This window comes from Paenibacillus sp. Root52 (assembly GCF_001426865.1).
GTDB lineage: Bacteria > Bacillota > Bacilli > Paenibacillales > Paenibacillaceae > Paenibacillus.
This window is the reverse complement of sequence record NZ_LMFO01000019.1, coordinates 36,558-60,506: the sequence shown is the minus strand read 5'-3', so window position 1 is coordinate 60,506 and position 23,949 is coordinate 36,558. Positions and strand designations below refer to the sequence as shown.

General features: G+C 38.9%; 18 protein-coding genes. All 18 read left to right on the top strand.

Features of this window, described 5'->3' with window-relative positions; genetic code table 11:
- Positions 1-455: 455 nt before the first annotated feature.
- The 18 genes from ASD24_RS17005 (at position 456) to ASD24_RS16915 (ending at position 23,948) form a co-directional block, all read left to right on the top strand.
- Positions 456-686 carry a hypothetical protein gene (locus tag ASD24_RS17005; RefSeq protein ID WP_156395483.1) on the top strand — a complete coding sequence of 77 codons (231 nt, stop codon included), beginning with the start codon at positions 456-458 and terminating at the stop codon, positions 684-686.
- A 108-nt stretch (positions 687-794) separates the two neighbouring features.
- On the top strand, positions 795-1,454 hold the full coding sequence (locus ASD24_RS17000; protein ID WP_056697908.1) for an SEC-C domain-containing protein: 660 nt from the start codon (positions 795-797) through the stop codon (positions 1,452-1,454).
- 124 nt (positions 1,455-1,578) lie between these two features.
- On the top strand, positions 1,579-2,049 hold the full coding sequence (locus tag ASD24_RS16995) for a hypothetical protein (RefSeq protein WP_056697907.1): 471 nt from the start codon (positions 1,579-1,581) through the stop codon (positions 2,047-2,049).
- A gap of 332 nt (positions 2,050-2,381) precedes the next feature.
- On the top strand, positions 2,382-2,762 hold the full coding sequence (locus ASD24_RS16990) for a hypothetical protein (RefSeq protein WP_056697904.1): 381 nt from the start codon (positions 2,382-2,384) through the stop codon (positions 2,760-2,762).
- Between the two features lie 565 nt (positions 2,763-3,327).
- The gene (locus ASD24_RS31050; protein ID WP_235540628.1) at positions 3,328-3,561 is read left to right on the top strand and encodes an NUDIX hydrolase; all 234 of its coding nucleotides are present in this window, start codon (positions 3,328-3,330) and stop codon (positions 3,559-3,561) included.
- 1,383 nt (positions 3,562-4,944) lie between these two features.
- On the top strand, positions 4,945-5,628 hold the full coding sequence (locus ASD24_RS16975) for a Fic family protein (protein ID WP_056697898.1): 684 nt from the start codon (positions 4,945-4,947) through the stop codon (positions 5,626-5,628).
- Positions 5,629-5,638: 10 nt separating this feature from the next.
- Positions 5,639-5,995, top strand: a complete 357-nt coding sequence (locus tag ASD24_RS16970; RefSeq protein WP_056697894.1) for a hypothetical protein — start codon at positions 5,639-5,641, stop codon at positions 5,993-5,995.
- 71 nt (positions 5,996-6,066) lie between these two features.
- Positions 6,067-6,699 carry a hypothetical protein gene (locus ASD24_RS16965; RefSeq protein ID WP_156395482.1) on the top strand — a complete coding sequence of 211 codons (633 nt, stop codon included), beginning with the start codon at positions 6,067-6,069 and terminating at the stop codon, positions 6,697-6,699.
- A gap of 287 nt (positions 6,700-6,986) precedes the next feature.
- Positions 6,987-7,613 (top strand): MarR family transcriptional regulator, encoded by a 627-nt coding sequence (locus tag ASD24_RS16960; protein ID WP_056697888.1) that lies wholly within the window; start codon positions 6,987-6,989, stop codon positions 7,611-7,613.
- A 331-nt stretch (positions 7,614-7,944) separates the two neighbouring features.
- On the top strand, positions 7,945-8,235 hold the full coding sequence (locus ASD24_RS16955; RefSeq protein WP_235540626.1) for a TIGR04540 family protein: 291 nt from the start codon (positions 7,945-7,947) through the stop codon (positions 8,233-8,235).
- A 3-nt stretch (positions 8,236-8,238) separates the two neighbouring features.
- Complete coding sequence (locus tag ASD24_RS16950) at positions 8,239-8,838, top strand: DUF1819 family protein (RefSeq protein WP_056697882.1); 600 nt, start codon at positions 8,239-8,241, stop codon at positions 8,836-8,838.
- Positions 8,839-8,841: 3 nt separating this feature from the next.
- Positions 8,842-9,408: a DUF1788 domain-containing protein gene (locus ASD24_RS16945; protein WP_056697879.1), complete on the top strand. Its 567-nt coding sequence runs from the start codon at positions 8,842-8,844 to the stop codon at positions 9,406-9,408.
- Between the two features lie 18 nt (positions 9,409-9,426).
- Positions 9,427-12,993: a BREX system P-loop protein BrxC gene (brxC, locus tag ASD24_RS16940; protein ID WP_056697878.1), complete on the top strand. Its 3,567-nt coding sequence runs from the start codon at positions 9,427-9,429 to the stop codon at positions 12,991-12,993.
- Positions 12,994-13,069: 76 nt separating this feature from the next.
- The gene (gene pglX, locus ASD24_RS16935; protein WP_056697874.1) at positions 13,070-16,603 is read left to right on the top strand and encodes a BREX-1 system adenine-specific DNA-methyltransferase PglX; all 3,534 of its coding nucleotides are present in this window, start codon (positions 13,070-13,072) and stop codon (positions 16,601-16,603) included.
- 79 nt (positions 16,604-16,682) lie between these two features.
- Entirely contained in the window at positions 16,683-19,241 is a 2,559-nt protein-coding gene (pglZ, locus tag ASD24_RS16930) for a BREX-1 system phosphatase PglZ type A (protein ID WP_056697872.1), read from the top strand.
- 18 nt (positions 19,242-19,259) lie between these two features.
- Positions 19,260-21,314, top strand: coding sequence for a protease Lon-related BREX system protein BrxL (gene brxL / locus ASD24_RS16925; RefSeq protein ID WP_056697869.1), 2,055 nt, complete (start codon positions 19,260-19,262; stop codon positions 21,312-21,314).
- Positions 21,307-21,564: a hypothetical protein gene (locus ASD24_RS16920; protein ID WP_162248954.1), complete on the top strand. Its 258-nt coding sequence runs from the start codon at positions 21,307-21,309 to the stop codon at positions 21,562-21,564. The genes brxL and ASD24_RS16920 overlap by 8 nt, the downstream gene beginning before the upstream one ends.
- Positions 21,565-23,345: 1,781 nt before the next feature.
- A complete protein-coding gene (locus ASD24_RS16915) occupies positions 23,346-23,948 on the top strand; it encodes a hypothetical protein (RefSeq protein WP_056697863.1) in 603 nt (200 codons plus the stop codon).
- Position 23,949 lies beyond the last annotated feature (1 nt).

Here is a 23,949-nt window from a genome sequence, read left to right as displayed (position 1 = left end):
TTTAACAAATAAATAATTCCTGTCCAATTTTATTTTTAACGTCTCTAACTAAAATTAACTGTCCCCAAAACACCAAAGACTGGAACTTGGTTGCCGCTTTTCCCAATCATTTCTCCAGTCTTTTTCTCGTCCATTAAAGCATCCCAGCAGGGATTTCTCATCCAAATCCCGAATAGGTAATCAAGCAGAAACCCAGTCTACTCAAGGCTTTTGGGGATTGAATGCAGTTGATTCAAGATTTTACTCAGGCATTTCCCAGGCTCATACCCAGGCGTTTTAACTGCCGATCCCTGCTTTTCTCAGGCATCTCTCTACCCCTTCAGGGACATGAATTATTAGTCGTTTTCGTTCACAATTGAACCAGTTTCTTTCCAGTTTTCTGGGCTTTTTCTCAACGTTTTTGGGACAGTTATTTTTATCTCGGAAATGGCGGTGAAGCCTTGTGGGGTAAGGCATTGGAGGAGTTGGAGAGAGGGGGGTTTTTGGGACAGTTATTTTTATTTTTCTACAGTTTTTATCTCGGAAATGGCGGTGAAGCCTTGTGGGGTAAGGCATTGGAGGAGTTGGAGAGAGGGGGGTTTTTGGGACAGTTATTTTTATTTTTCTACAAAGTAATAGGTTTTCGAAGTGGGGTTTTGGGTAAAGGGAGGGGAGTGAAAAAGACTATTGATGTAAGGACTATATAATCAAATGTCGAATTACTATTGCAATAAAGAAGTTAGTAGGTATTCTGCTAATGCATAAAGTTTTTGTTTAATCTCAGTTGCACTCATAATCATGGGGGGATTGTTACAATGAATGAAAATCAATATTTAAAAATGATGAAAAATCTAACTGATGAAGCATTACGTAAGTTAGACGAATCTTATGACAAGAATACATATGATTATGTTTTACAAAATGGATTTCCTGATGATGATATTCATTCGTTGTTTAATGGAATAAATGAAAATAGTTTTTGTCCTTGTGGTTCTGGTCAAAAATACAAATCATGTTGTATCGATAATGTTGAAAATTTGGTTCACTCCATTGAAAATTGCAAATATGTTGGTTGTAAAGAAACAACCAAAAACCGAGATAAATTGCCATTAAGCTTCAGACTTTCTCCTATATTTCAGTTAGGTATGAATGTGAACGACGGGGATCAGTTGTTAGTTAAGGAGATCATTAAGACGCATCCTACGATTGTTAATCACTTATACTTAATAAGTGCAAAAGAGCTTTCTAAAGCTTATTCTGAAAGTGAACATGCAAGATATTTGCTAAACGTGATCTATGATCTTGGGGAAGAGGCTGACGCAAATTGGGAGGATTTCAAAAAAGATAACAGACCATTAAACGAAAAAGAGAAATCATACATGATGCAACAGAAAATAACGGTTCCTACAAAGACATTGTCAATGAGAAAAGCAACTATTGAGTGGTTGACACCTTCACAATTTATCTTGAATTAATACTCTCTGATAGTTCAACCAATTTCAAATTACTGAAGCGATGGGAATGATGGAGTGCTAATTTGAATAAGAAGCAAATATGCATAGAAAAGACCTTTGAACTATTAACCAAGGAGTGATTTATATGAAAAAACAGTGGACCTTAGAACAAATTAAGGTGTTCATAATAAGGATTATTGAATCAGGTAATTATATTACTATTCAGCGAAGTGACCGTACAGCATCTCCAACACTCACAATGAATCTACAGGTGGAACGTTGTGTACCGATCCACAACGGTGTACAGTTTCATGTAAATGGCGGATACATTAATATGGAGTTCAATGATTATTTAGACGAAGAGAACCGCAGGTATCGTACATACGAATTCCAATTTGAATATGATGATGAGCGTAAAGGAAGCTATCGGGTTCATTTCTATGAGTTTAGTCTACTCATACCCGATGCTGGCTTCATGGAGATATTAGAAAATTTAGATAAAGAAGTAGCAAACCAGCGGCAACATGATGAAAAACGTCGTATTATTCGGGAGAGTGCCAATCGTTTTATAGATTCGAAGACATGGGCTTCTATAGACAATATGCTTGAGAAATAATGTGATTCATAATTTAAGAGAGTCAATATTGTTATCATCCCGCAAACCCTACTGTTCATATCCAAAAATCCTTAACGTCTACCATAAAAGCTAATAAAGCTTGACCGCAAGCCGAGCTGATTTCAGGCATTTCCTCCTGATTTCACTCGGATTTTCTTTATCCGTCCAATTTTGTTGCTCGATTTGGTTTATAGCTCATATAAAAAATGTATGCAAAAAGTCCAATTGATAAAATTAAAGGGGATTTGTGGATAGTATATCTATATGATATACTTTAAATGTTCGAACTCTGATTGATAAAATTCAAGAGGGAATAACGGGAGGAATATTAAATGTTCATAACTAAGGCACAAGCAGCGAAGCGGTTAGGGATGTCTGATCAAGCTATTTCATCAAGTATAAGAAATCTCAGTACAACCGAAACAAAATTACAAACTGCATATCATAATGGAAAAGAACAGGTAATCGTCTTTTCATTAATCGAAGAAATTGCACAAAGATATCAAAGAGTTGCAAATGCAATGAACGCAAAGCCTGGTGAATGTGGTTGTGGCTGTCTTTCTAAAACGGAAGGTACTGTATATATACAGGGGCACGATCAAAAACTTGACGGTTGTCTTCAAACTATTCTTAGAACAGGTCATGAAATAGATAAGGATTCTGTGAAAAGTTTTGCGATGATACGGGGAATTGATATAACTAAATTGCAATAACCATCCAATACTCATAATTCTGTTGACAGCGAGATGAACCTCCAACTATCTCATAAGTTTCAATACTTATCAAAATAAGATTGTAGCTAAGCCAAACAATAATCAGGACGTTATCCTAATTATCGTTTGGCTTTTCCTCAATTATTTACTCGTACTTCCTTTTCTCAATCACTATCCCGTATATTCCTTGCCAGTAAGGCATTTTCTCCAACTCCGACGTTTCTCTGTACCTACTCCTGCTCTCCGTCAAACTTTTTTACGGTTCGATTCATGTACTTCTGTAGTCCACAATTTAAGTCTGCAACTCCGCACCTAAAGTCTGCCCCTTATCACTTAAAGTTTACAACCAAGCCGACAAGTTTTAGTTAACCACCCCTGATTTTCGCTCGGCTTTTCTTTTGGGTAGGAGGAGGGGATTGGGGAACGCAGGAGAAGAAAAAGTTCTACTCGAATCATACCTCAGAGGCTTGAAGCATGCGTTTCAGGGTTTCTCAGGCGGTGGTATATCAGTGTAACTACTTTCAAAATGATTAGGTCTGTGGAGCAAACGACAGGGAGTGATTTCATGCAGTTGATAAGAAGAATAACTGACAGTGATTTTATTGGTGGTGCTCCTGAATTCATGGATACCACAAATTGTTATGCCTCAAGGGGTGTATTAGTGGACGACATGCTTAAAGTTGATATGATGTACATGTCGAAAATTAACCTTTACAAGTTACCTGGCGGGGGAATTGATGAAGGCGAAGAGATCAGAGATGCGTTTCTACGTGAAATAAAGGAAGAGGACAGGCTATGAAGCTGAGATTATATATGAATTGGGTTACGTCGAGGAGCATAAGAACAAAAATAATTTTATGCAACTATCCTACTGTTTTGTAGCAAAAGCGTACAGCCGCGTAAGTAACGCGATGCTTACTGAAAGTGAAGCATTAGAAGTAATGAACAGCTCTGAAATAATTTGCGATAATTATTCAACCCAATTTATGATTGTACGGGAAAAGGCTATTCTTGAACAAGCGGTTAGAGTATTAGCGAACCTATATGGGTGAGGGATATTTGAAGAATGTAAGGATGACAAAGGTTGAGAAGATATACTTACAGGAAAAGAGCAAGCCTTAAAAAAACATAAATGTGATTTTGCCAAAAAATGCTGAAGGACCTTGATCCAGATAAAGTTGCTGAGATCACTGGTCTTCCATTGAAGGGGTTGAGGGTTAATCCCGAGGCTTCTTTTTATTTGCATAGCTTATTTTAGAAATGATATTTCATACGAAAATCGATAATGCTGGAATTCCAACAGACGAGGCGAAAGCCGTCAATTATGAGGCAAAACAACTTTCGGAATACAATAAACCTATATATAGGGACAAAAAGTTCATCTATGGGTTTTACGCATGTCATCTTCGGAAGTAAGTTGCGTATTCATCAATGGGTTCCGATCATCTATAAAGTTATGGTGAACTCATTCTAATTTTGAAACATACCTACGCTATGGTTACATTGCACGCAACCATAGTTGTTCAAGGCGTTCATCTGACAAGTATTCTGCAATTAGAATCTAAAGATACAGGGTTCAATAAAAAGCATTTGCGAAAAGACTTTTATGCAATCTTCAAAGAGTGGTTAACCAGTACAATTTAAAGAAATTATCAAAGCCTGATTTGACTCACTACTCATGGTTTTCACCTATCAAGAGGTGAAAAGTAACAATTCCTCTTATTATCGAATTCAAATCCCGATGGTAGAAGTTTTGAGTTGTACTCTCATGATCGTGATGAAACAGCGACTTCCCATCTTTCGAAACCCAGTTATAACAATAACCATTATTAAGACATTCCGTAACATATAGCAGGGTGTCGTCGGTGAAAATAATCGTTGCCCTCTGAATCTCTTCCGAACTTGGCTCTCCTGACTTGTCTGTATTTTTCACTAACTTTATGGCAAATATAAATTCCTTTGTTAAGCTGTCAAGATCGGTCAACTTCTCCAATCGTTTTCACCCCTCCGTCTGATCGTTATACCATGTATAATCCTATTTTGAGCATAAAGCAAGATGGAGTTGGATTTATTTTTAATGTGGTTACAATTGCAACACCATCCAGTTTTTATTGACGAAATTAATATGCTTGTGTATGTTCATATCAAACAAATCTCCAAGCTTTTTAGGAACGGGTGATAAATGATGCATCTTCCGAAAGATTATTTGGACGACCTCTTAGTGCGTATGACACATCATTCTTGTGCGATTGAGAATAACACAATTACGCTTAGCGAAACTGTTTCCATCCTACTTTATCAAATGATTCCAGGCAAAGTATCTGTACGCGAATTTTACGAATTAGAAAATCATCGGATAGCTTTCAACTATATCATAGAGAGTATTAATCAAGAACTTACGATATCCTTGATTCATGATGTTCATTCTCTTCTGATGGATAGACTTGATCATGAGAAGGGGCATTTCAAGTCTCACGAGAATGTAATTGTAGGAGCGACATTCCCTACAGCTTCTCCCAAAGAAACGCCTTTGCTTATGGAACAGTGGCTTCTAAATCTGAACAATCGCATTCAAAAGGCGAAGTCATCTGATGATATCATTCTTTCAATCTGCTCCAGTCACATTGCGTTTGAGCGAATCCATCCATATAAAGATGGTAATGGACGAACGGGTCGATTAATTATGATGCATCTTCTGTTGAAAAATCGAGTTGTACCCCTTGTGATTCTTAAAGATCAAAAGCATAAGTATTTTCAATTTCTTGATAAGCAAGACACAGAGGGTTTTACAGTATATGCTACGGAAAATATTAATAAAGATCGGCAACGCTACAATGCATTCTTAAATTCACTTTCCAAGGAGTAGTGGGATAAGTATGGGAGTAAACTATTACAATTATCAGCAAAACGTTGCTGATAATTTGAAAGCATTTATGCGTAAAAAAGGGTATTCGAAGCAAACGCTATCAAAATTAACAGATGTTCCTCGACCAGCGATTGATCAATTATTGCTAAAGAGTGGAGAGAATTTGGCTCTATCGACATATAACACGTATATTTTGCAAATCAATCAGAGATTTAATTTCATGGAGGAAGATCTCTTGAAAGTAACGCATATGCCTAATTTGTCACCATCTCCGCCTGCTCAAACAGAAAGAAGTGCGCTGGCTCAAGAGGCGCTGGATGGACTGGAGCAGATTTTGGATGTATTTTCGCTGTATTATAAAAAGTGAGTAAGGATAAGGGTTATATCAGGGCTAAGCTCTATAACAGATTCTGATATCCAAAAATTGAAATTTTAAAAATGGGAACATTTAAAATTAGTTTGCGTCTGTATCATCGACGGAATGTATTTGAGCAGATGGGTGTGGATGACTTGATTCATAAGAAAATAATGTGTTTGTGCCTTTGCTTGCTAATCGTAACTGCATGTAGTGACGTAGCAGACAAAAATTCAAAGGTAAAATATGTTGAGGACCCAGTCGTCACGTTCCAAGGTGACGTTATTCCTGTTTTTGAGGAAGTCATGAAGGTGCATTTTTCGAATGATTCGAATGGGGATGTATTCTTTGAGCAAGCAACCAGCTATTTCGATAATGATAACTCTAAGGTTGTGTTCCTCTTTTATCAAGAGAATGCAATAGAAATGAATGCTTTTCGCAAGGAGCTTGAAGAAAAGCTTGGAGATAAAGTAATATTCAAAAAAGCGAAGTATAGCCCGAAACTTCTGAGTGATACTGCTAATGAAGTTAGGGCGGACGTTGAATCCATAGTTGAAAAAGGCAGAGCTTTAACTGTCAGTTATAATCCTGTTGATGAAGTAATTGAGGTTGAAGCACTGCTAACGGATGAGCAAATTGCTGATCTGAAAAAGAAGTTTGGTGAGGAAATCCTGAGAATCACAAATCAAGAACCCGAACGAGGCATTGCATTATAGTTAGCGAATGTATATGAATAAAAACAAAAGTCGTACAATTTTGCTGAACCACCGCAGACAAATTCTACTAACGAGTTGGGTCTGCGGTGTTTTTGTGTTTGGAGACAGAATGTTTATGGTAAGCTTCAATTCGGTTGTAATTAAGGCGAGGGGAACTTAGTTTAAAATCTTTAGTTAACCACAAACTAATTCACAATATGAATCACATTCATCAATCACAATGCTCCAATTACTTACGCAGATAACGGAAGTAGCCTATAATACAACGCAGGGAGGGGAGTTGGAACATGACTTTAAAGGACAAAATAATCAGCTATCTGAAAGACAAGGACGGCTTAACTGATCGCGAGATTACTAATGCTATTTTAGGTGTGAACGAACCACAACAGGCAGTAAACCAAATATGTAGAGCATTAGTGAGCAAAGGAATCGTTAGGCGGGTTAATCGTAGAGATGGGCTGATTGGCAATTACATAGTCGTTCAGGGCGTGCACATTCAACCACCTTCATTCGTTCAGGTAAAGCATACGACCGAGGCTTCCGCAGTGTTCAAAGAAGATCATCTCAAGCAGATATTGAAGGATTATTTGCATGCTGATGGATGGGAAACGCAGATTGCATGGGGGAGAACGCCTGGGATCGATATCAATGCGATTCGAGGAACAGAGCGATGGATTTTGGAAGTCAAAGGGTTAGGGTCATTAAGTGCAATGAACGTAAATTACTTTTTGGGAGTCCTGGCAGAAACGCTTCAACGAATGGATGACCCGAATGCAAAGTATAGCATTGCGTTACCCGACGTGAAGCAGTTTCGGAATCTTTGGAATAGACTTCCATTGTTAGCGAAGAAGCGGACAGGGATAACGGCAATATTCATTGATGGACAGGGTAAAGTCCATCAATGTGAAACCTAATAAGTTCAGTAAATGAAAGAGAATATTTAAGATACGAACTGCTTGGGTGCTACAATATATACTTTTTAGAACTTCGAACAAGTATATATCCAATGTTAATGAAGAAGGAATGACAAAGGAGTATGCATTATCCGCAGGATAAATTGGATGATACGATAAGATAGTTGGTCAATATTCTTGAGAAGATGCTAAAGGTAATGGGACTCGAATTGTATTTGGGAAATAGTGTTAACCTAAACCGCTGAACAAGCGGTTTTTCTTTTAGAGTTGATCTTGTATAATAAAAAAGTAAGAGTGGAGTAATAATAAAGTATAAGTAGATTTGTGCGAGGTGGTTAATTTGGAACTGAAGCTTTTCTATAAAACCCAGAGGGAACTCGCCACGGCGTTAAACGAGATTGTTAATGCTTATTGGGATAATAGCGTAAGCGAAGATTCGCTAATGCAGTGTATATCGAATATCTACATAAACAATCCGAACAAGATTTTAAAACAAGAACAGTTTACAACTATACTCAAACAACAATGCGGGAAACGACGACTGGAAGTTGTCGAACGGGTACTATTGCTGACTGGAATGATGAAGGAACAAAATACTATTGGCGTAAAAGCAGGGAGATAAACCATGACTATAGAATTAGATTATAGTGTAACGATAACTGGTGCATCGTTCCTATTTTATGAATTGAAGCAGGTCGTAGGACTTAAGATACAGGGATTAACGGAATCGCAAATAAAAAAAAAGGTAGCAGAGGAAAATCTATTTCAATATCAGGTCAAATCAAGTATTAAAAGAAGTCTGCCATCGGTATTGCGAAGAGCAGGCGTGCTCGATGAAGCACTCTGTCATATGGTTTTGGAGCATTCATTAGAGTCAGGGAAGATCATCAATTTGTATGCTATTATGAAAACGGACAGGCTCTTCTTTGAATTTATGACTGAAGTTATCCAAGATAAGTTTAATTCTGACAATTATCTGTTGGAAAAGAAAGACCTCAATTTGTATATTGCTTCAAAGGCTGAGCAAAATGCTGGGGTGGCGGCTTGGACAGAACAAACGATTACCAGACTGAAGCAAGTATATGTAAAGGTTATACATGATTCAGGACTCCTGAAGGACAAGAAGTCTGGTGAATTAAGCAGACCTATGATGGATGAGCAATTGAAACAGCACTTGATTCAAATCGGAGACATTGCTTATGTTCGAGCAATGGGTGAGGTATAACGTATGGCGAATATTAAAAGTAGGCTTGATAAAATAATACCGAAAATCAGGGAAGATAAGTTCATTGAGGGCAGAGGCTTGGGAAACGAAATTAGCTTCTATGTGTTTGATTATGAGGCTGAGAACGAACTGCTGGTTCGGGATTATATCCCTCACGTATTGAAGGAGTTCAGTCACGAAGGTTCTGGACGCAAACTTATTGAGTTCGATTTATATAAGATGCTCATTGAGATTGCCAAAGAGAAACGGATCTATGATCGAATTCCTCAAATGGAAGAAAAACAGGGCAAGGATGCCTTGTTTAAAGCGATGGCTAACTTTGCAAAGCCTGAAATATTTCTGCAAAAGATCAAGGATCAGATGCAGGATCACAATGTCGTACTCATCACAGGTGTGGGTAAGGTATATCCGTTTGTACGTTCCCACAATATATTGAACAACCTTCAGGAAGTTTTAGACAAGACACCTGTTATCATGTTTTTCCCAGGGAAGTACGATGGATTATCATTACGCTTATTCGATCGTTTTAAAGACGACAACTATTATAGAGCATTCCGTTTAGTGGATTAAACCAGAGGGGGAAGACTTGTGTTAATCAAAGACATGTTCGTGAAAGACATTGAACGTAGTATTAAAGGCGTAATTAAGGTCGCTCAGACCGATGAAAATAACATTTATCAGGAACTCGATGAGTATGTCGTAACACGGGAACTTAATAAGCACTTATCTAAGTTTTATGAGAATTATCAGCAAGGCATCGATGGAAATACAGATAAAATGGGCGTTTGGATTTCGGGCTTTTTTGGTTCGGGTAAATCACATTTTTTAAAGATACTTGCTTACTTGCTTGAAAACAAGAAGGCGAAAGATAAACGTGCAGTCGATTTTTTTGTCGATAAAATTCAAGATCCAATTGTTCTCGCTAATATGAAAAGAACTTCTAACGTGGAAACAGAGGTTATCCTGTTCAATATTGATTCGAAAAGCTCATTGGATAACAAGTCTAAAGAGGATGCCATCCTCCGTGTATTCACGAAAGTCTTCTACGAGCATATGGGTTTTTATGGTGATATCCCTGGTGTGGCAGAGATGGAAAAGTACCTGACCAAAGAAGGTGTGTATGAGGACTTTAAGCGTGAGTTTAAAGAGGCGGCAGGTGAAGAATGGGTTGACCGTAGAAACACCTTCTATTTTGACGCTGATTATGTGATCGGAGCATTGACAAAGGTTACTTCGATGTCCGAAGATACTGCTCGAAACTGGTTCGAGAATGGTGTAAATAACTTTGAGATCAGCATCGAAAAATTCTCGAAGGACGTAAAAGAGTACATCGCTCAGAAGGGGAGCAACTTCCACCTCATTTTCCTGGTCGATGAGATTGGTCAATACATAGGGGACAGTAGACAACTGATGCTTAACTTGCAAACGTTGGCGGAGGATCTCGGAACGCATTGCTCAGGCAAGGTGTGGATTATGGTCACTTCGCAGGAGAGTATTGACAGTATTGTGAAGGTGAAAGGTGATGACTTCTCTCGTATTCAAGGACGTTTCGATACCAGACTATCGCTTTCATCGATATCGGTTGATGAGGTTATCAAGAAACGGATTCTCGAAAAGAAGGAGCATGTTGCTGATAAATTAAAGCTTCTTCACCATGAGAAGAGTGCAACACTCAAGAATCTCATTAGCTTCAAGGAGAGCACGGCGGATTTACGTGGCTTTGAAAATGATTTGGAGTTTGTGGATGTATATCCGTTTCTTCCGTATCAGTTTAAACTTTTGCAAAATGTTTTTGAGCAAGTACGTAAGCATGGTAGTTCTGGTAAGAGTTTATCAGAAGGTGAGCGTTCTATGCTTTCTGCTTTTAAAGAATCGAGTCTACGTTTCAAGAATGCAGAAGAAGGTACATTGATCCCGTTCTATGCCTTTTATGAAACGATTAAAGAATTTCTAAATCCTTCTATTTCTCGTGTAATAGATGGAGCATATGAAAACCCTGCATTACGTGATGATGAGTTCAACATGGAACTGCTGAAAGTGCTGTTCATGATTAAATACATCAAAGAACTCCCTGCCAATATCGATAATATCGCAACGCTCATGGTCACACAGATCGATGAGGATAAGTTGGCTTTGAAGGAGAAGATCAAGGTAGCTCTCCGAAAACTGATTTCACAAACGCTCATACAGAAGAATGGTGAATTCTACCTGTTCTTGACGGACGATGAGCAGGATATTAACCGTGAGATCAAGGCAATGAAGATTGAAGAGGATGTTCTCAAGCGTGAGCTTGCTAATTACATTTTTCAAGACCTATATGATGACAAGAGATACCGCTATTCGGCTCATTACCAGTTCTCTTATAACCAGAAGATGGACGAGAAGAATATCGGTAATCAAACATCGAGTATTGGAATCAATATCCTCTCGCCGCTGTCTGATCACTATGCTAAATCCGAACAAGAGCTGATGCTTATGTCGTCGGGCACAGGCGAGATGATTCTTAAACTGGGTGCGAGTGAGGCATATGTTGAGGAAATGGAAGAGGTTCTCAAAATCGAGGAGTATCGGAAGAAGAAAAATCCGACACAACTTGCAGAGAGTATTCAGAATATCCTGAATAATAAACAAGCTGAAGCAAGAGATCGTAAACGTCGAGTAAGAGATATGCTGGAGGAATCGATCAAGGGCGGTACATTCTACATCAATGGTAATAAAGCGGAGATCAAGGGTTCTACGGTCAAAGAGCGGATAAACGCTGGATTCCTGTCATTAGTCGAAAACGTCTACACGAAGCTTGGCTATGTTAAGACCTTCTTGGAGTCGGAAAAGGATCTCATTTCGATTCTAAGAAGGAGTAATGAGCAATTGACCATTGATGGTGGATCGTCGAATGCAAATGAGCTGGCAGTAAAGGAAGTCTTGGACTTTATCAGCTTACAGGATAGTATCCAAAAACAAATACGAGTAAAAACAGTATCGGATCGTTATAAGGATAAACCATATGGTTGGAAGGATCTCGACATATCGGGTTTGATTGCAGAGTTAATGAAGGAACAAAGGATTCGCTTACGGCTTAATTCTGAATACTTGGAGCCAGAAGATGGGAATACCGTTAATGCTTTAACCAAAGCAAGTGACGTTGATCGAGTAATCATAGTGAAGCGTATCATCGTTGATGAGGGGTTATTGAAGGTTGCGAAAAATATCTGCAAGCAAGTATTTAATAAAACAGATGTGGCAGACGATGAAGATGGTCTGATTAAGGATATTCGTCATCTTATTGATCAGCAAGTAATGGAGATAAAAGCACTCAAGAGCCGCTATGAGGGAAGAAAATATCCTGGTGGCAGTCTTTTGGACAAAGGTCTTGAATACTTCGGCGAGTTTACAAAGGGATTAGACAATGTATCCTTTTTCACCAAGCTACGTGATTTAGAAGATAGCATATTGGATTGGGAAGAGGACGTAACGTATATTCGGAGTTTTTTCGCTTCCCAAAAAGATATCTTTGACAAAGGACTTCGAGCAATTGAGAAATACAAAGAAAACGATGTTTATTTATCAGGTTACGAGATCAAAGGTTATGCAGAGAAACTGCAAGAGATCTTAACGGAAGTACTGCCATATCGCAAAATCAAGGATATTCCTGAGCTTGTGAATAAGATCGATGAGCAGATTCAGGCTGTTCTTGAAGAAAAGAAGGTAGCGGCGAAAAATATTATTCAATTAGATCTGAATCATCTTACGTTACGTGCTATTGAAGATGGTGTATCCGAAGAGACGAAAGAACGAATTCAAGCATATTACGAAGATCTATTCAACGGAATGAATAACCTTGTCGATATCTTTAAGGTGGATGCATCAATATCACAAAGTTCAGCATTCAAAGACAAACAAGAACTCATTATTAACCGTGAAATTCGTGAGTTTGAAGAGAAGCAAAGAGTGGAACTGCCAGTTACAATAGTTGGAGAGGGAGATAAATCTCCAGTTATAGTAAACGTTTCTCAGAGAGAGCGAGTAAAAGTGAATGATCTGCTTGCTACTAAGACTTTGCGTACAGAAGCAGAGGTAGATATGTTGTTGGACACATTATCGGCAAAGCTAAAACAGATTATTAAGAGCAACAAACAAATCGAGTTTATTGATTAAATCAGAGATGCCGTGGTCTATGGCCACGGCATCTCTGACTATAATATATTCCAATATAGGTTGGTGAAAAGTACAAATGAATAAGACAGCATTGAAAAACTTTGCGACAAATGCTCGTAAAGAATTGATTGAGAAAGTAAAAGCAAAGGCTTTTAAAATAGGGATTACGGAAGAAAACATTAAGAAGGCACAGTTTGAAAGTTCAGATGCGATTTATATCGATGGTAAACAGTTAACTGCAACTGAAAAGATACAACGGGGGAGACTTATTAACCGAATAAAGGAAATAGGCTATAAGCAAGTTGTAGAGGAAGTGGCCTATACATGGTTTAACCGCTTTACAGCATTGAGATTTATGGAAGTAAACGATTATCTCCCGACAAAAGTGCGTGTTCTCTCTTCTTTACATGCGGACAGTGCTGAGCCAGATATGATGAAGGAGGCACTTTCACTTGGTTTGGATCTTGATAATGAGCGTATATATGAACTCAAAATGAACAACGAGACAGACGAGCTGTTCAAATATTTGATCAAGATGCATTGTAACTATTTAAACAGTTACATGCCGTTTATGTTCGAAACAATCGAGGACTACACGGAGATCCTCTTTCCAGAAGGTTTACTTGGGACGGGTTCATTTATTTCTCAAATGACAGATACGGAAGTTCTTCCAGAAGAAAATTGGGTGAAAATCGAAGTGATCGGATGGTTATACCAATACTACATTTCAGAAGAAAAGGATCGGGTATTTAAGGAGAGAAATAAATATAAGGCGGAAGAAATTCCTTTTGCTACTCAGCTTTTTACTCCTGATTGGATTGTCCGCTATATGGTGCAAAATTCGCTTGGACGTTACTGGGTTGAAGCCCATCCAGAACATGGTGACTTGATCAGTGGATGGGAATTTTATTTGGTAAATGAACAAGAAAAATTCCAAAAAAAAATCGCTCCGTATGTGAGTAAAGAGTTGAACGTCGAAGATATCAAGTGTTTCGATCCTGCAATGGGTAGCGGCCATATATTAGTGTATATGTTTGATGTCCTTTATGAAATTTACATTAAATGTGGTTACATGGAGCGTGAAATTCCACGTCTTATTATCGAAAAAAATTTATACGGATTGGACATTGATGACCGTGCGTATCAGCTTGCAAGTTTCTCTGTCGTCATGAAAGCATTAGAATACAACAGACGTTTCTTGAGAAGCATAGAAAGGGATGGACTGATGCTTAACTTGGCATCGGTACAAGAAACAAATGGATGGACAGTTGATGATATTAAGTATATAGCGGGCGAAAGCATCGAACAGTTAGACACAATGAATGCATTTTTCGAACAATACCGAAATGCCAAAGCAATTGGCTCACTTATAAAAGTTACTGAGCATGATACAGCTTATTTAGAAAGTAGATTACATGTGTTTGAATCAGCACCCGTAGAGGACTTATTCGAAATAGAGCAACGGGAAAACACATTATCCTTACTTCCGAAATTAATTAAACAAACGAATATCATGAGACAGCAATATGATATTCTCGTTACAAATCCACCATACATGGGTTTAGGAAGCATGAATAAAGAATTGTCAGATTACCTAAAAAGGAACTATCCAGACTCAAAATCCGATCTGTTCGCCGCTTTTATGGAAGTGGACTACTATCTAAAGAAAAACGGATTTTATGCAAGCATTAATCAGCACTCATGGATGTTTTTGTCCAGCTATGAGAAGTTGAGAGAGAAGGTTATTCAAAACAAATTCATCGAGAATATGTTGCATTTAGGACCGAGAGCTTTTGAAGAAATTGGAGGGGAAATTGTTCAATCGACGGCTTTTGTGTTGAGAAACGCTAAGGTTTCAGAAAGTAAAGGTACTTATTTACGGATGATTGAAGATAGAACGGCGAAAGATAAGAAAGTAAAGGCAATGGAAGCCGTTCAAAATTCATCTGTTCCTTATCGCTATTCATTTAACCAAGAAAACTTTCGTAAAATACCTGGAAGTCCGATTGCTTATTGGGTGAGTGATAATATAATAAATACATTTAGTTCAAAATATAAAGTTGAACATTTCGGGAAACCTCGAAAAGGTTTGGTAACTATGGATAATAATAGGTTCCTAAGACTTTGGTACGAGGTTGAGTTCAATAAATCATCTATTTTTGGAGAAAATAGTGAAAAATCTATTGAAAGTAGTGCGAAATGGTTTCCGCTATCAAAGGGAGGAGGATTCAGAAGATGGTATGGGAATAGGGATTACTTTATCAATTGGTTTAATAATGGAAAGGAACTAAAGGATTCAATTGTAAAAAAATATAATGGTGGATCGTACACTAAAGAAATAAGAAGTGAGAGTTTTTATTTTAAGCCAATGCTTGCTTGGTCAGGGGTTTCATCGGGTGATATTAGTTTTAGGCTAAATGATAAAGGCTTTATCTTTGATACTACAGGTCCAGCAGTTTTCCCAGAAGGAAATATCTATGAACTATTAGGTTTTTTAAATAGTTCTGTTGTTACTATACTCTTAAAGTTTATTAGCCCAACGTTATCATTTTTATCAGGCGATATATCCATACTTCCTATAAATGAAAAGGTATTAAATAATTCAAAAATCTCAAATATTGTTATACAAAATATAAAAATTTCTAAAATGGAATGGGATTTTTACGAAACCTCATGGGATTTTGGACAGCATCCTTTATTAATATATAAAGGGAAATCATCGACAATTGAAATCTCATATAAACAATTCGAAATGTATACAAAACAACAGTTTAACCTGTTAAAAGTAAATGAAGAAGAACTGAATCGAATATTCATTGAAATATATGGTTTACAAGATGAACTAACGCCAGAAGTTGATGCAAAAGACGTTTCCATTCGAATAGCCAATTTGGAACGTGACATCAAAAGTTTTATTTCTTATGCCATTGGCTGTTCTTTCGGTCGATATTCACTCGATGAAGAAGGTCTTATCTATGCTGGTGGAGAATTCGATCCTTCAAGATATAAAACATTCCCAGCGGATCAAGATAATATCCTTCCAGTCTTGCCAGGTGCTTATTTTGTGGACGATATTGTTACAAGATTTGTAGATTTCACTCGGATGACATTTGGTGAAGAAACACTTAAAGAAAATTTGGATTATATATCGGATGCAATTGGACGTAGAAATGCGGAAACAACTATTGATACAGTACGCCGTTATTTCATGAACGATTTCTTCAAGGATCATGTCCAATTATATAATAAGAGACCAGTTTACTGGCTATTCACCTCAGGAAAGCAGAAGGCATTCAATTGCTTAATTTACATGCATCGATACGATAAAACAACACTATCAAGAATAAGAATAGACTACTTGCATGAACTTCAAGTTCGGCTTGATGCAGAAAAGAAAACCCTCCTTAGCATTATCGAGGGAGATGGAAATACTAAAGAAATCAGCAATGCGAAGAAAGAACTAAAGTCACTTGACTTGAAAATCGAGGAACTACGAGCATACGATGAAAAACTCCATCACATGGCAGACATGCAGATTGAAATAGATCTCGATGACGGCGTTGCTGTAAACTACGCTAAATTTGATGGCTTACTCGCTCCAATCAAATAATTTGGTTACAATGGGGGTATGCCAGTTAAGTTTGGTATATCCCTGTTTTTTAGCCTGATTGTAAAGGTGTTGATAACTAATGAATATGGATGAAGTGGCAAAGGCACTGCAAGAGGCTTTCCTTCAGCCACTTAATGAAGGCGAACAAAGGAAGATTATCTTCTGGTTCGATAAAGACCAGGAGTTTGCTGAATATTTACATGAAATAGGCTTAGAGGGTGTCAAGGTCCATATATTGAACGAAGATAACAACTTCTATACAAAGGTCTTGCTTGAAGAAGAGGATCCAACATCTAATTATTTGGTCTATTCCAATCTGGATATGAGTATGGAAGACAATTGGTTATTGGATACGATTCTGTACTCGAAGACCTTTTATGCGGACAAGATATCCCTCATTATGAATGAACTGAGTATTGATCCTTCATTTCGAGGAGCAGTTAAAAAATACGAGAAGTTTTTTGGAAGTAAGGATAGGCTTCGTAAGTTTAAAGGGTTTGAGGCTAAAACGGTTTCTGAAGGAACAATTGAACTAATGATGATGAGTGCGTTATGCAACATCAAGACCCCAGATTTTGAGGATGTTCTAAAGGTTGTACTGATGGATTCGCTTGATGACAGTGAAAATAAGCATCTGGATTCGATTGCAAAGTATGTCGGATTAGATGTGTTTTGGGATGCAGTAGCCGAGCGGTATGAGTATGAGCCAACTAAAAAGTCATTAAAAACATTATTCATCCACTTGACCGTCACTGCACTAAGCCATGCGGTAAATGAAGATCGACTTTCACAAATCAAAAATTACATCGCAACTCGGAACAAATCAAATGCTTTGGTATTCATCGACCATTGGATGCATCATAAATCGGATTATCATAAGTATGATCAGTATGCTGAAATTGCCGAGAAGGAAATCAAGCTTTCGGATATCGTAAACCAGCTCCCTGTTGAGAAGTTCAAAGCGGCAGATACTTTCCCATATTTTGATCGAGCCATCATTATTTATATCGCCAACAGCTTGGAAGATCGTTTAGAGGATTATGATGAATATTTGAGGCTGATTAACTTGCGGAGAGCAAAGCATTACTACGAACAGTACCAATCCATTTATGAAGCCCTTTTTTATACCGTTAAAATGTTCGAATTTCATAAGAAGTACAACATGGGCATTCCGAGAACGCAAGCTGTGGACATGTACCGAGCGTATGTGAATGATTATCACCAAATGGATATGTACTACAGAAAGTTCTATTTCGCTTACGATAATATTTCGAACAGTGAAATCCTGAAGAAGCTCAAACTCATGGTCGAGAACCTGTATACCAGCTGGTATATGAGCGAATTAAGCTCGCATTGGTCCGCCGCTGTGCAAGATGAGATGAAATCAAGCTGGGCGCTTCCAGGGACCCAAAGTCAAAAGGACTTCTATAGAAGTTTTGTTTCACCAAAAATCAATAATGGCGATCGGGTATTTGTTATCATTTCTGATGCTCTGCGTTATGAAATAGCGGCAGAGTTGGCGGACAAGCTTAATTCGGAAACAACAGGAGCCTGCGACATCCAGCCATTGTTAGGAGTCGTACCTTCTGTAACGAAGATGGGGATGGCATCACTTCTTCCGCATAAGAATTTGGAGATCGATCTAAGTGGAAAAGTATTGGTCAATGGGAGATCTTCCAGTGGGATAGATAATCGTATTGATATCCTACAAGGAGCAGTAGCTGATAGTACCGCCATTCACTATCAAGTGCTGAAAAACATGAATAAGGCTGGTCGCAGGGAAACTTTCAAGGGTAAGAAACTGGTATATATTTATCACGACAGCATTGATGCAACGGGAGATAAGGCATCGACCGAGGTCTATACGTTCACAGCGGCTGAGAAAGCTATTGATGAATTGTACGATATAGTTAAAATCATCAAGGATGATTTGAGTGGTACAAACATTTTCATCACTGCGGATCATGGCTTCGTTTATCAACGTGATGCATTGGAAGAGAGTGACAAGATTGAAAAGGAAGGTATTCAAGCGTTTGAGATCAAACGGAGACATCTTTTCTCGCAAGAACATGGAGAACGAAGCGGTCTCCTTGATATCAACATGGATAGTCTAATTAAGAATGAGCATAAGATCACCACTTATGTTCCGAAGGCGACTATTCGTTTCAAAATTCAAGGTGCTGGTGCTAATTTTGTTCATGGGGGAGCCAGTCTTCAAGAGATCGTTGTGCCGCTCATACAATTTAAGAACATTCGAGCTGGGCAAAAGAACAGTCGTGAAATCGAGAAAGTGGATGTAAAGCTCACAAATACCACCAGAAAGATCACGAATAGCCTGTTCAACCTTACCTTTTTCCAGACGGAGAAAGTGGAGGACAAGCGGGTTCCTCGAACGGTTAAGATCTACATGGTGGATGATGCCGAAAGCGTGATTAGTAATGAGGAACTCATCATCTGTGATCGAACATCAGATAAGCCAGACGAGCGTACATTTAAGCTTCGCTTTGCGTTAAAGTCGATACCATATGATAAGAATAGTAACTATTACCTCATTACAAAAGACATTGAGACAAATATCGTCATTGAAAAAACGCAGTTCACAATCAATTTGGGCATAGTTAGTGACTTCGATTTTTAGAGGAAAGGAGAGGAACGAATGGAGTCAATAAGCGAAGGACAAACGATCGATTTAGATAGGAAACTGAATGATGTCTTTTCAGGCAGGGTTGTTCGAAAAGACCTGACAAAGCTAATGAAAGAGGGGGCAAATGTCCCTGTTTATGTTCTTGAATATCTTCTTGGTATGTATGCCGCTACAGATGATGAAGACAACATTCAAGAAGGGGTTCAACGGGTGAAGAAGATCCTCTCAGAGAATTTTGTTAGACCAGATGAAGCGGAGAAGGTAAAATCGAGAATTCGAGAACTCGGTCAATATTCCGTTATCGATAAGATAACGGTAACGCTCAATGAGAAGATCGATTCTTATGTGGCAGAATTCTCTAACTTGGGACTAAAAGGGGTTCCGATATCGCCGAACTATGTCAAAGAGTACGACAAGCTCTTGGCAGGCGGGATCTGGTGTATGCTGAAGATGGAATACTTCTTTGATGAAGAGGTCAAGAACAGCAATCCGTTCAGCATCAGTAGCTTGAAGCCGATTCAAATGCCGAACATGGATCTGAACGAGGTGTTTGAGGGTAGGAAGAACTTCTCGAAAGAGGAATGGATCGATGTACTTATTCGCTCTACAGGTATGGAGCCGACCCAACTTGAGGACAGAGTGAAGTGGCATCTACTACTTCGACTTGTACCACTTGTTGAAAACAACTATAACATGTGTGAACTCGGTCCACGGGGGACTGGTAAATCACATGTGTATAAAGAGATATCGCCTAACTCGATTCTCGTCTCTGGTGGACAATCGACGGTTGCTAACCTTTTTTACAACATGTCTTCAAAAAAAGTAGGACTTGTTGGAATGTACGATGCGGTGGCATTCGATGAAGTAGCGGGTATAACCTTTAAGGACAAAGATGGTATACAGATCATGAAGGATTACATGGCATCGGGATCATTTGCACGGGGAAGAGAAGAGAAGGCGGCTTCTGCTTCCATGGTATTTGTAGGGAACATCAACCAAAGTCTTGATTCACTGATCAAGACATCCCATTTATTTGCACCGTTCCCTGAAGCAATGGCGAATGACTCTGCATTCTTTGATCGGATGCATTATTACCTCCCAGGCTGGGAAGTACCGAAGATGCGACCTGACTTCTTCACAGATAAGTATGGCTTCATCGTCGATTACATGGCTGAATACTTTAGAGAAATGCGGAAGCGTTCGTTTGCGGATGTTCTGGATCGGTATTTTAGGCTGGGTAATAACCTGAATCAACGTGATGTTATTGCAGTGCGTAAAACGGTATCAGGGTTAGTGAAGCTTCTGTATCCAGACGGGGAGTATACGAGAGACGACATCGAGGAGATCTTGAAGTATGCTCTCGAAGGAAGAAGAAGGGTCAAGGAACAGCTCAAAAAAATAGGCGGGATGGAGTTTTACGATGTCCATTTCTCTTATATCGATAAGGAAACAATGAGCGAAGAATATGTGTCAGTGCCAGAACAAGGCGGTGGAAAGTTGATCCCTGAAGGAATGGGCAAACCAGGACATGTATATACGGTTGGTCATGGAGATTCTGGCATGATCGGGGTTTACAAATTGGAGAACCAAGTCGTTTCGGGGACAGGGAAGTTTGAGAAATCGGGTGTCGGATCCCATCGAGGAGTGAAAGAGAGCCTGGATACCGCCTTCCGCTACTTCACTTCAAACAGTAAGAGTATCAGCGGTTCGATTAGCACGAAGACCAAGGATTATTTGATGCATATTAGTGATTTGCAAGGGATTGGTTTGACGGATGAACTCGCTATAGCTGAATTGATCGGATTATGTTCTGGTGCATTGGAACGTCCCGTTCAGGATAGTATGGTTGTGCTCGGTAACATGACGGTTGGTGGAACTATTGCAAAGGTCGATGAGTTTGCAAATACGCTTCAGGTTTGTGTGGATGCAGGAGCGAAGAAAGTTCTTATTCCTGCCTCCTCTGTAGTAGATTTTCAAACGGTTCCTGCTGACCTGTTGATCAAGGTCCAGCCTGTATTTTACTCGGATCCGACTGATGCTGTGTTTAAAGCTCTGGGAGTTGGATAAGCTTACGGAAGATAAGATACATAGCATCATTACCGAGCTGGATATGGTTCTGCTTACACCATTACCTATACCCACTCAGACGGGAAGGAAGGAAAAGTGTTTTGATCTTTGGTTAGACAAAGGGGAAACGATATACCGATTACAGTCCATCTATTTGCTTGATGGTAAAGCAGAAGAGTTTGGGCAGACTGTTGGGTACAGCAAGACAGAAATCACAAGGACGATGATTGCGTTGTCAGCTTATGATTAATTCCAAGTCCATGAAATCGACTGAAATAGAGTCGTCTGAGTGTTGGAAGGATAGTTCTCTGGTGAAAAGCAGTATAAACACAAATCTCCCTTTACATCCTCACTCACTATTTGATCCGATATCAAGGAATGAATCGGGGGAAAGGAAGGGAAATTAATAGGAAGTACCGAGTTTTCGTCTGAATTAGGCGATTCTTCGGTACTTTTCTTTTTAAATGCGAGATTTTAGTAGAAGGAGTGGTAGATAGATCGACATCTTCATCTGTAATCTGTGTTCAGGAGAGGAGGTTTGGATATTGTGGGAATCTTTAAAAGAGGCAAGGGAAACCGCTCAGGATTATGTGGCACGAAATTATAAGGACGCTATCAAAAGCATGCCCAGTTGACTATATTTCAAATTCCAATATGCAAATAACTTTCATTGCCAACAACAATGCTCAAACAATCTATCTGGTTGTTGATCGGCTTCTTTATATGTAGGGTTGCGTAACAAATTCATAAGAGTTATGAAGATGTTACAGAATATGTGTGAGGATGTTCATAACTTGTTCATAACATTTATGAGGATTTATGAACATGTTTCATATAAAGTGTGATAAGTTCTTATGTACTTTTGATGCTGATTTGTGATAAAATAATTAACTTTATTTTGGTGTTGACTTTTTACGGATATTAACGGTAAACTTACCATCAAAATCAGCATTAGTAATACAAGTGGCTGCTCCTTCAGACTCGAATGGGGGGATGATATGGTTAAAGTAAATCGTAAGCCTAACATAAACAGAAATATAAAATATGAAATGAAGACAACGCTGATTGGACGACATGAACTCAAATTAATGAGAGAAGCATTGGGGTTACTGAGGAACCCTGAACAGAGTTGTGTCTGTTTAAAGTGGAAGGAGAAATCTCAAATTAGATAAAATCCAGCGGTAAATTGATAAAGCCTCAGCTTTTGGAAATCTCCAAAACGCTAATTAACAGCAACACATCAGATTATCTGTAGATTAGTGTTTAAAGGTGTTGAAGATTTTCGTGAAATCGATGTTGGAAAGTAGGATTAGCTTGGAAAACACGACAAGAATACGAAAAACAACACGTTTGTCTGATAAATCAGCCACAGGAGAATCGATTGAATTGGATCCAATAAATAGGAATATACTGAAATTGCTCCGTGTAAGACGGTGTGGAGGCGGCTATTATTCCAATATTACATGCCCAATTTTGCAACTTAATTGTGTACATCGTTTGCTACTATAGTTTGGATTGTTCGCTGTAATCAAATACAAAACCATGCTTCTCGCAAGCGAGAAGAGGCTCCTGCGCTTGGTGCGTATGAGCCTTTTTTGCATTCATCCCCAAATCGTTATAATGCCGCAACCAAATAACTATAATGCTATCATCTACGGGATAAGGGGCTTCGTTTCAATGGGTGGGTTCTAAGCTCGCCTCTTCCTTCGGAAAATCGGCTCACTAAGAACCACCAAGCCCCGTTGTGCTCGGCTATCGCCGACCGCTCGGCCTACGGCACTCCCTGCAAAACGGAGCCATGGAAACTCGCCCCTTGGGAAAAGCCGTTGCCCCATTTGCAATGTGACAAGTGTTTCTGCGAAACACAACTACATTGCCTCATCTCACGATGAGGCAAAAAAGCATGTTGCCGCGTAATTTCGCCGCGACAATCGTCTCTCCGAGACGCAAATGCCACACTGACCATCTACGATGGTCAAATAAACATTGCCAACGAACAAATTATTCACTCATCAAAAGGAGGTGCAAGCAATGGCAAGAAGAAGCAAACCACTCGTTACCCAATTTTTTGCCCGAGATCGGCTCGCATTTACGGCAATGCACAACGTCGGTCATGTCTCTTCCGATCATCTCCACACATGCGGCTTAGCCGATAGACGTATACAAAACCTTATACGAGACGGTCTTGTTGAGAAAGTCGCGTACAAAAGAAAAGGGAAAAGTGAGGAATGTTATAAGCTTACGAAGTCAGGGCGGGAAACAGCCGCTCGCCTATGGGGATTGAGTTATGCATACCATGCTCAAAGTCCGATGCACGACCTTGCGATAGCAGAAAAGTATTTCAGCTTATCAGAGGAGTCACGAGAAAGCTGGAAAACAGAAACTCTGATTCGAAAAGAATTTGAAGATCAAATTTCTGATATGCGAAAAGAAGGAAACGAAGTGGAAGCAAAGCTATATCAAGATATGATCAAAGAGAAATTAATATCTATGCCAGATGGCTTATATAGCAATGCTGAGGGCATCGAGGTGGGGGTTGAAATAATCACCAATTCGTATGGGATCGAGGAAATGAGGTCTAAAGAAACATTCGTCAGCATGATTGGATGCCAATACGAAACAATTAGAGTTTGAA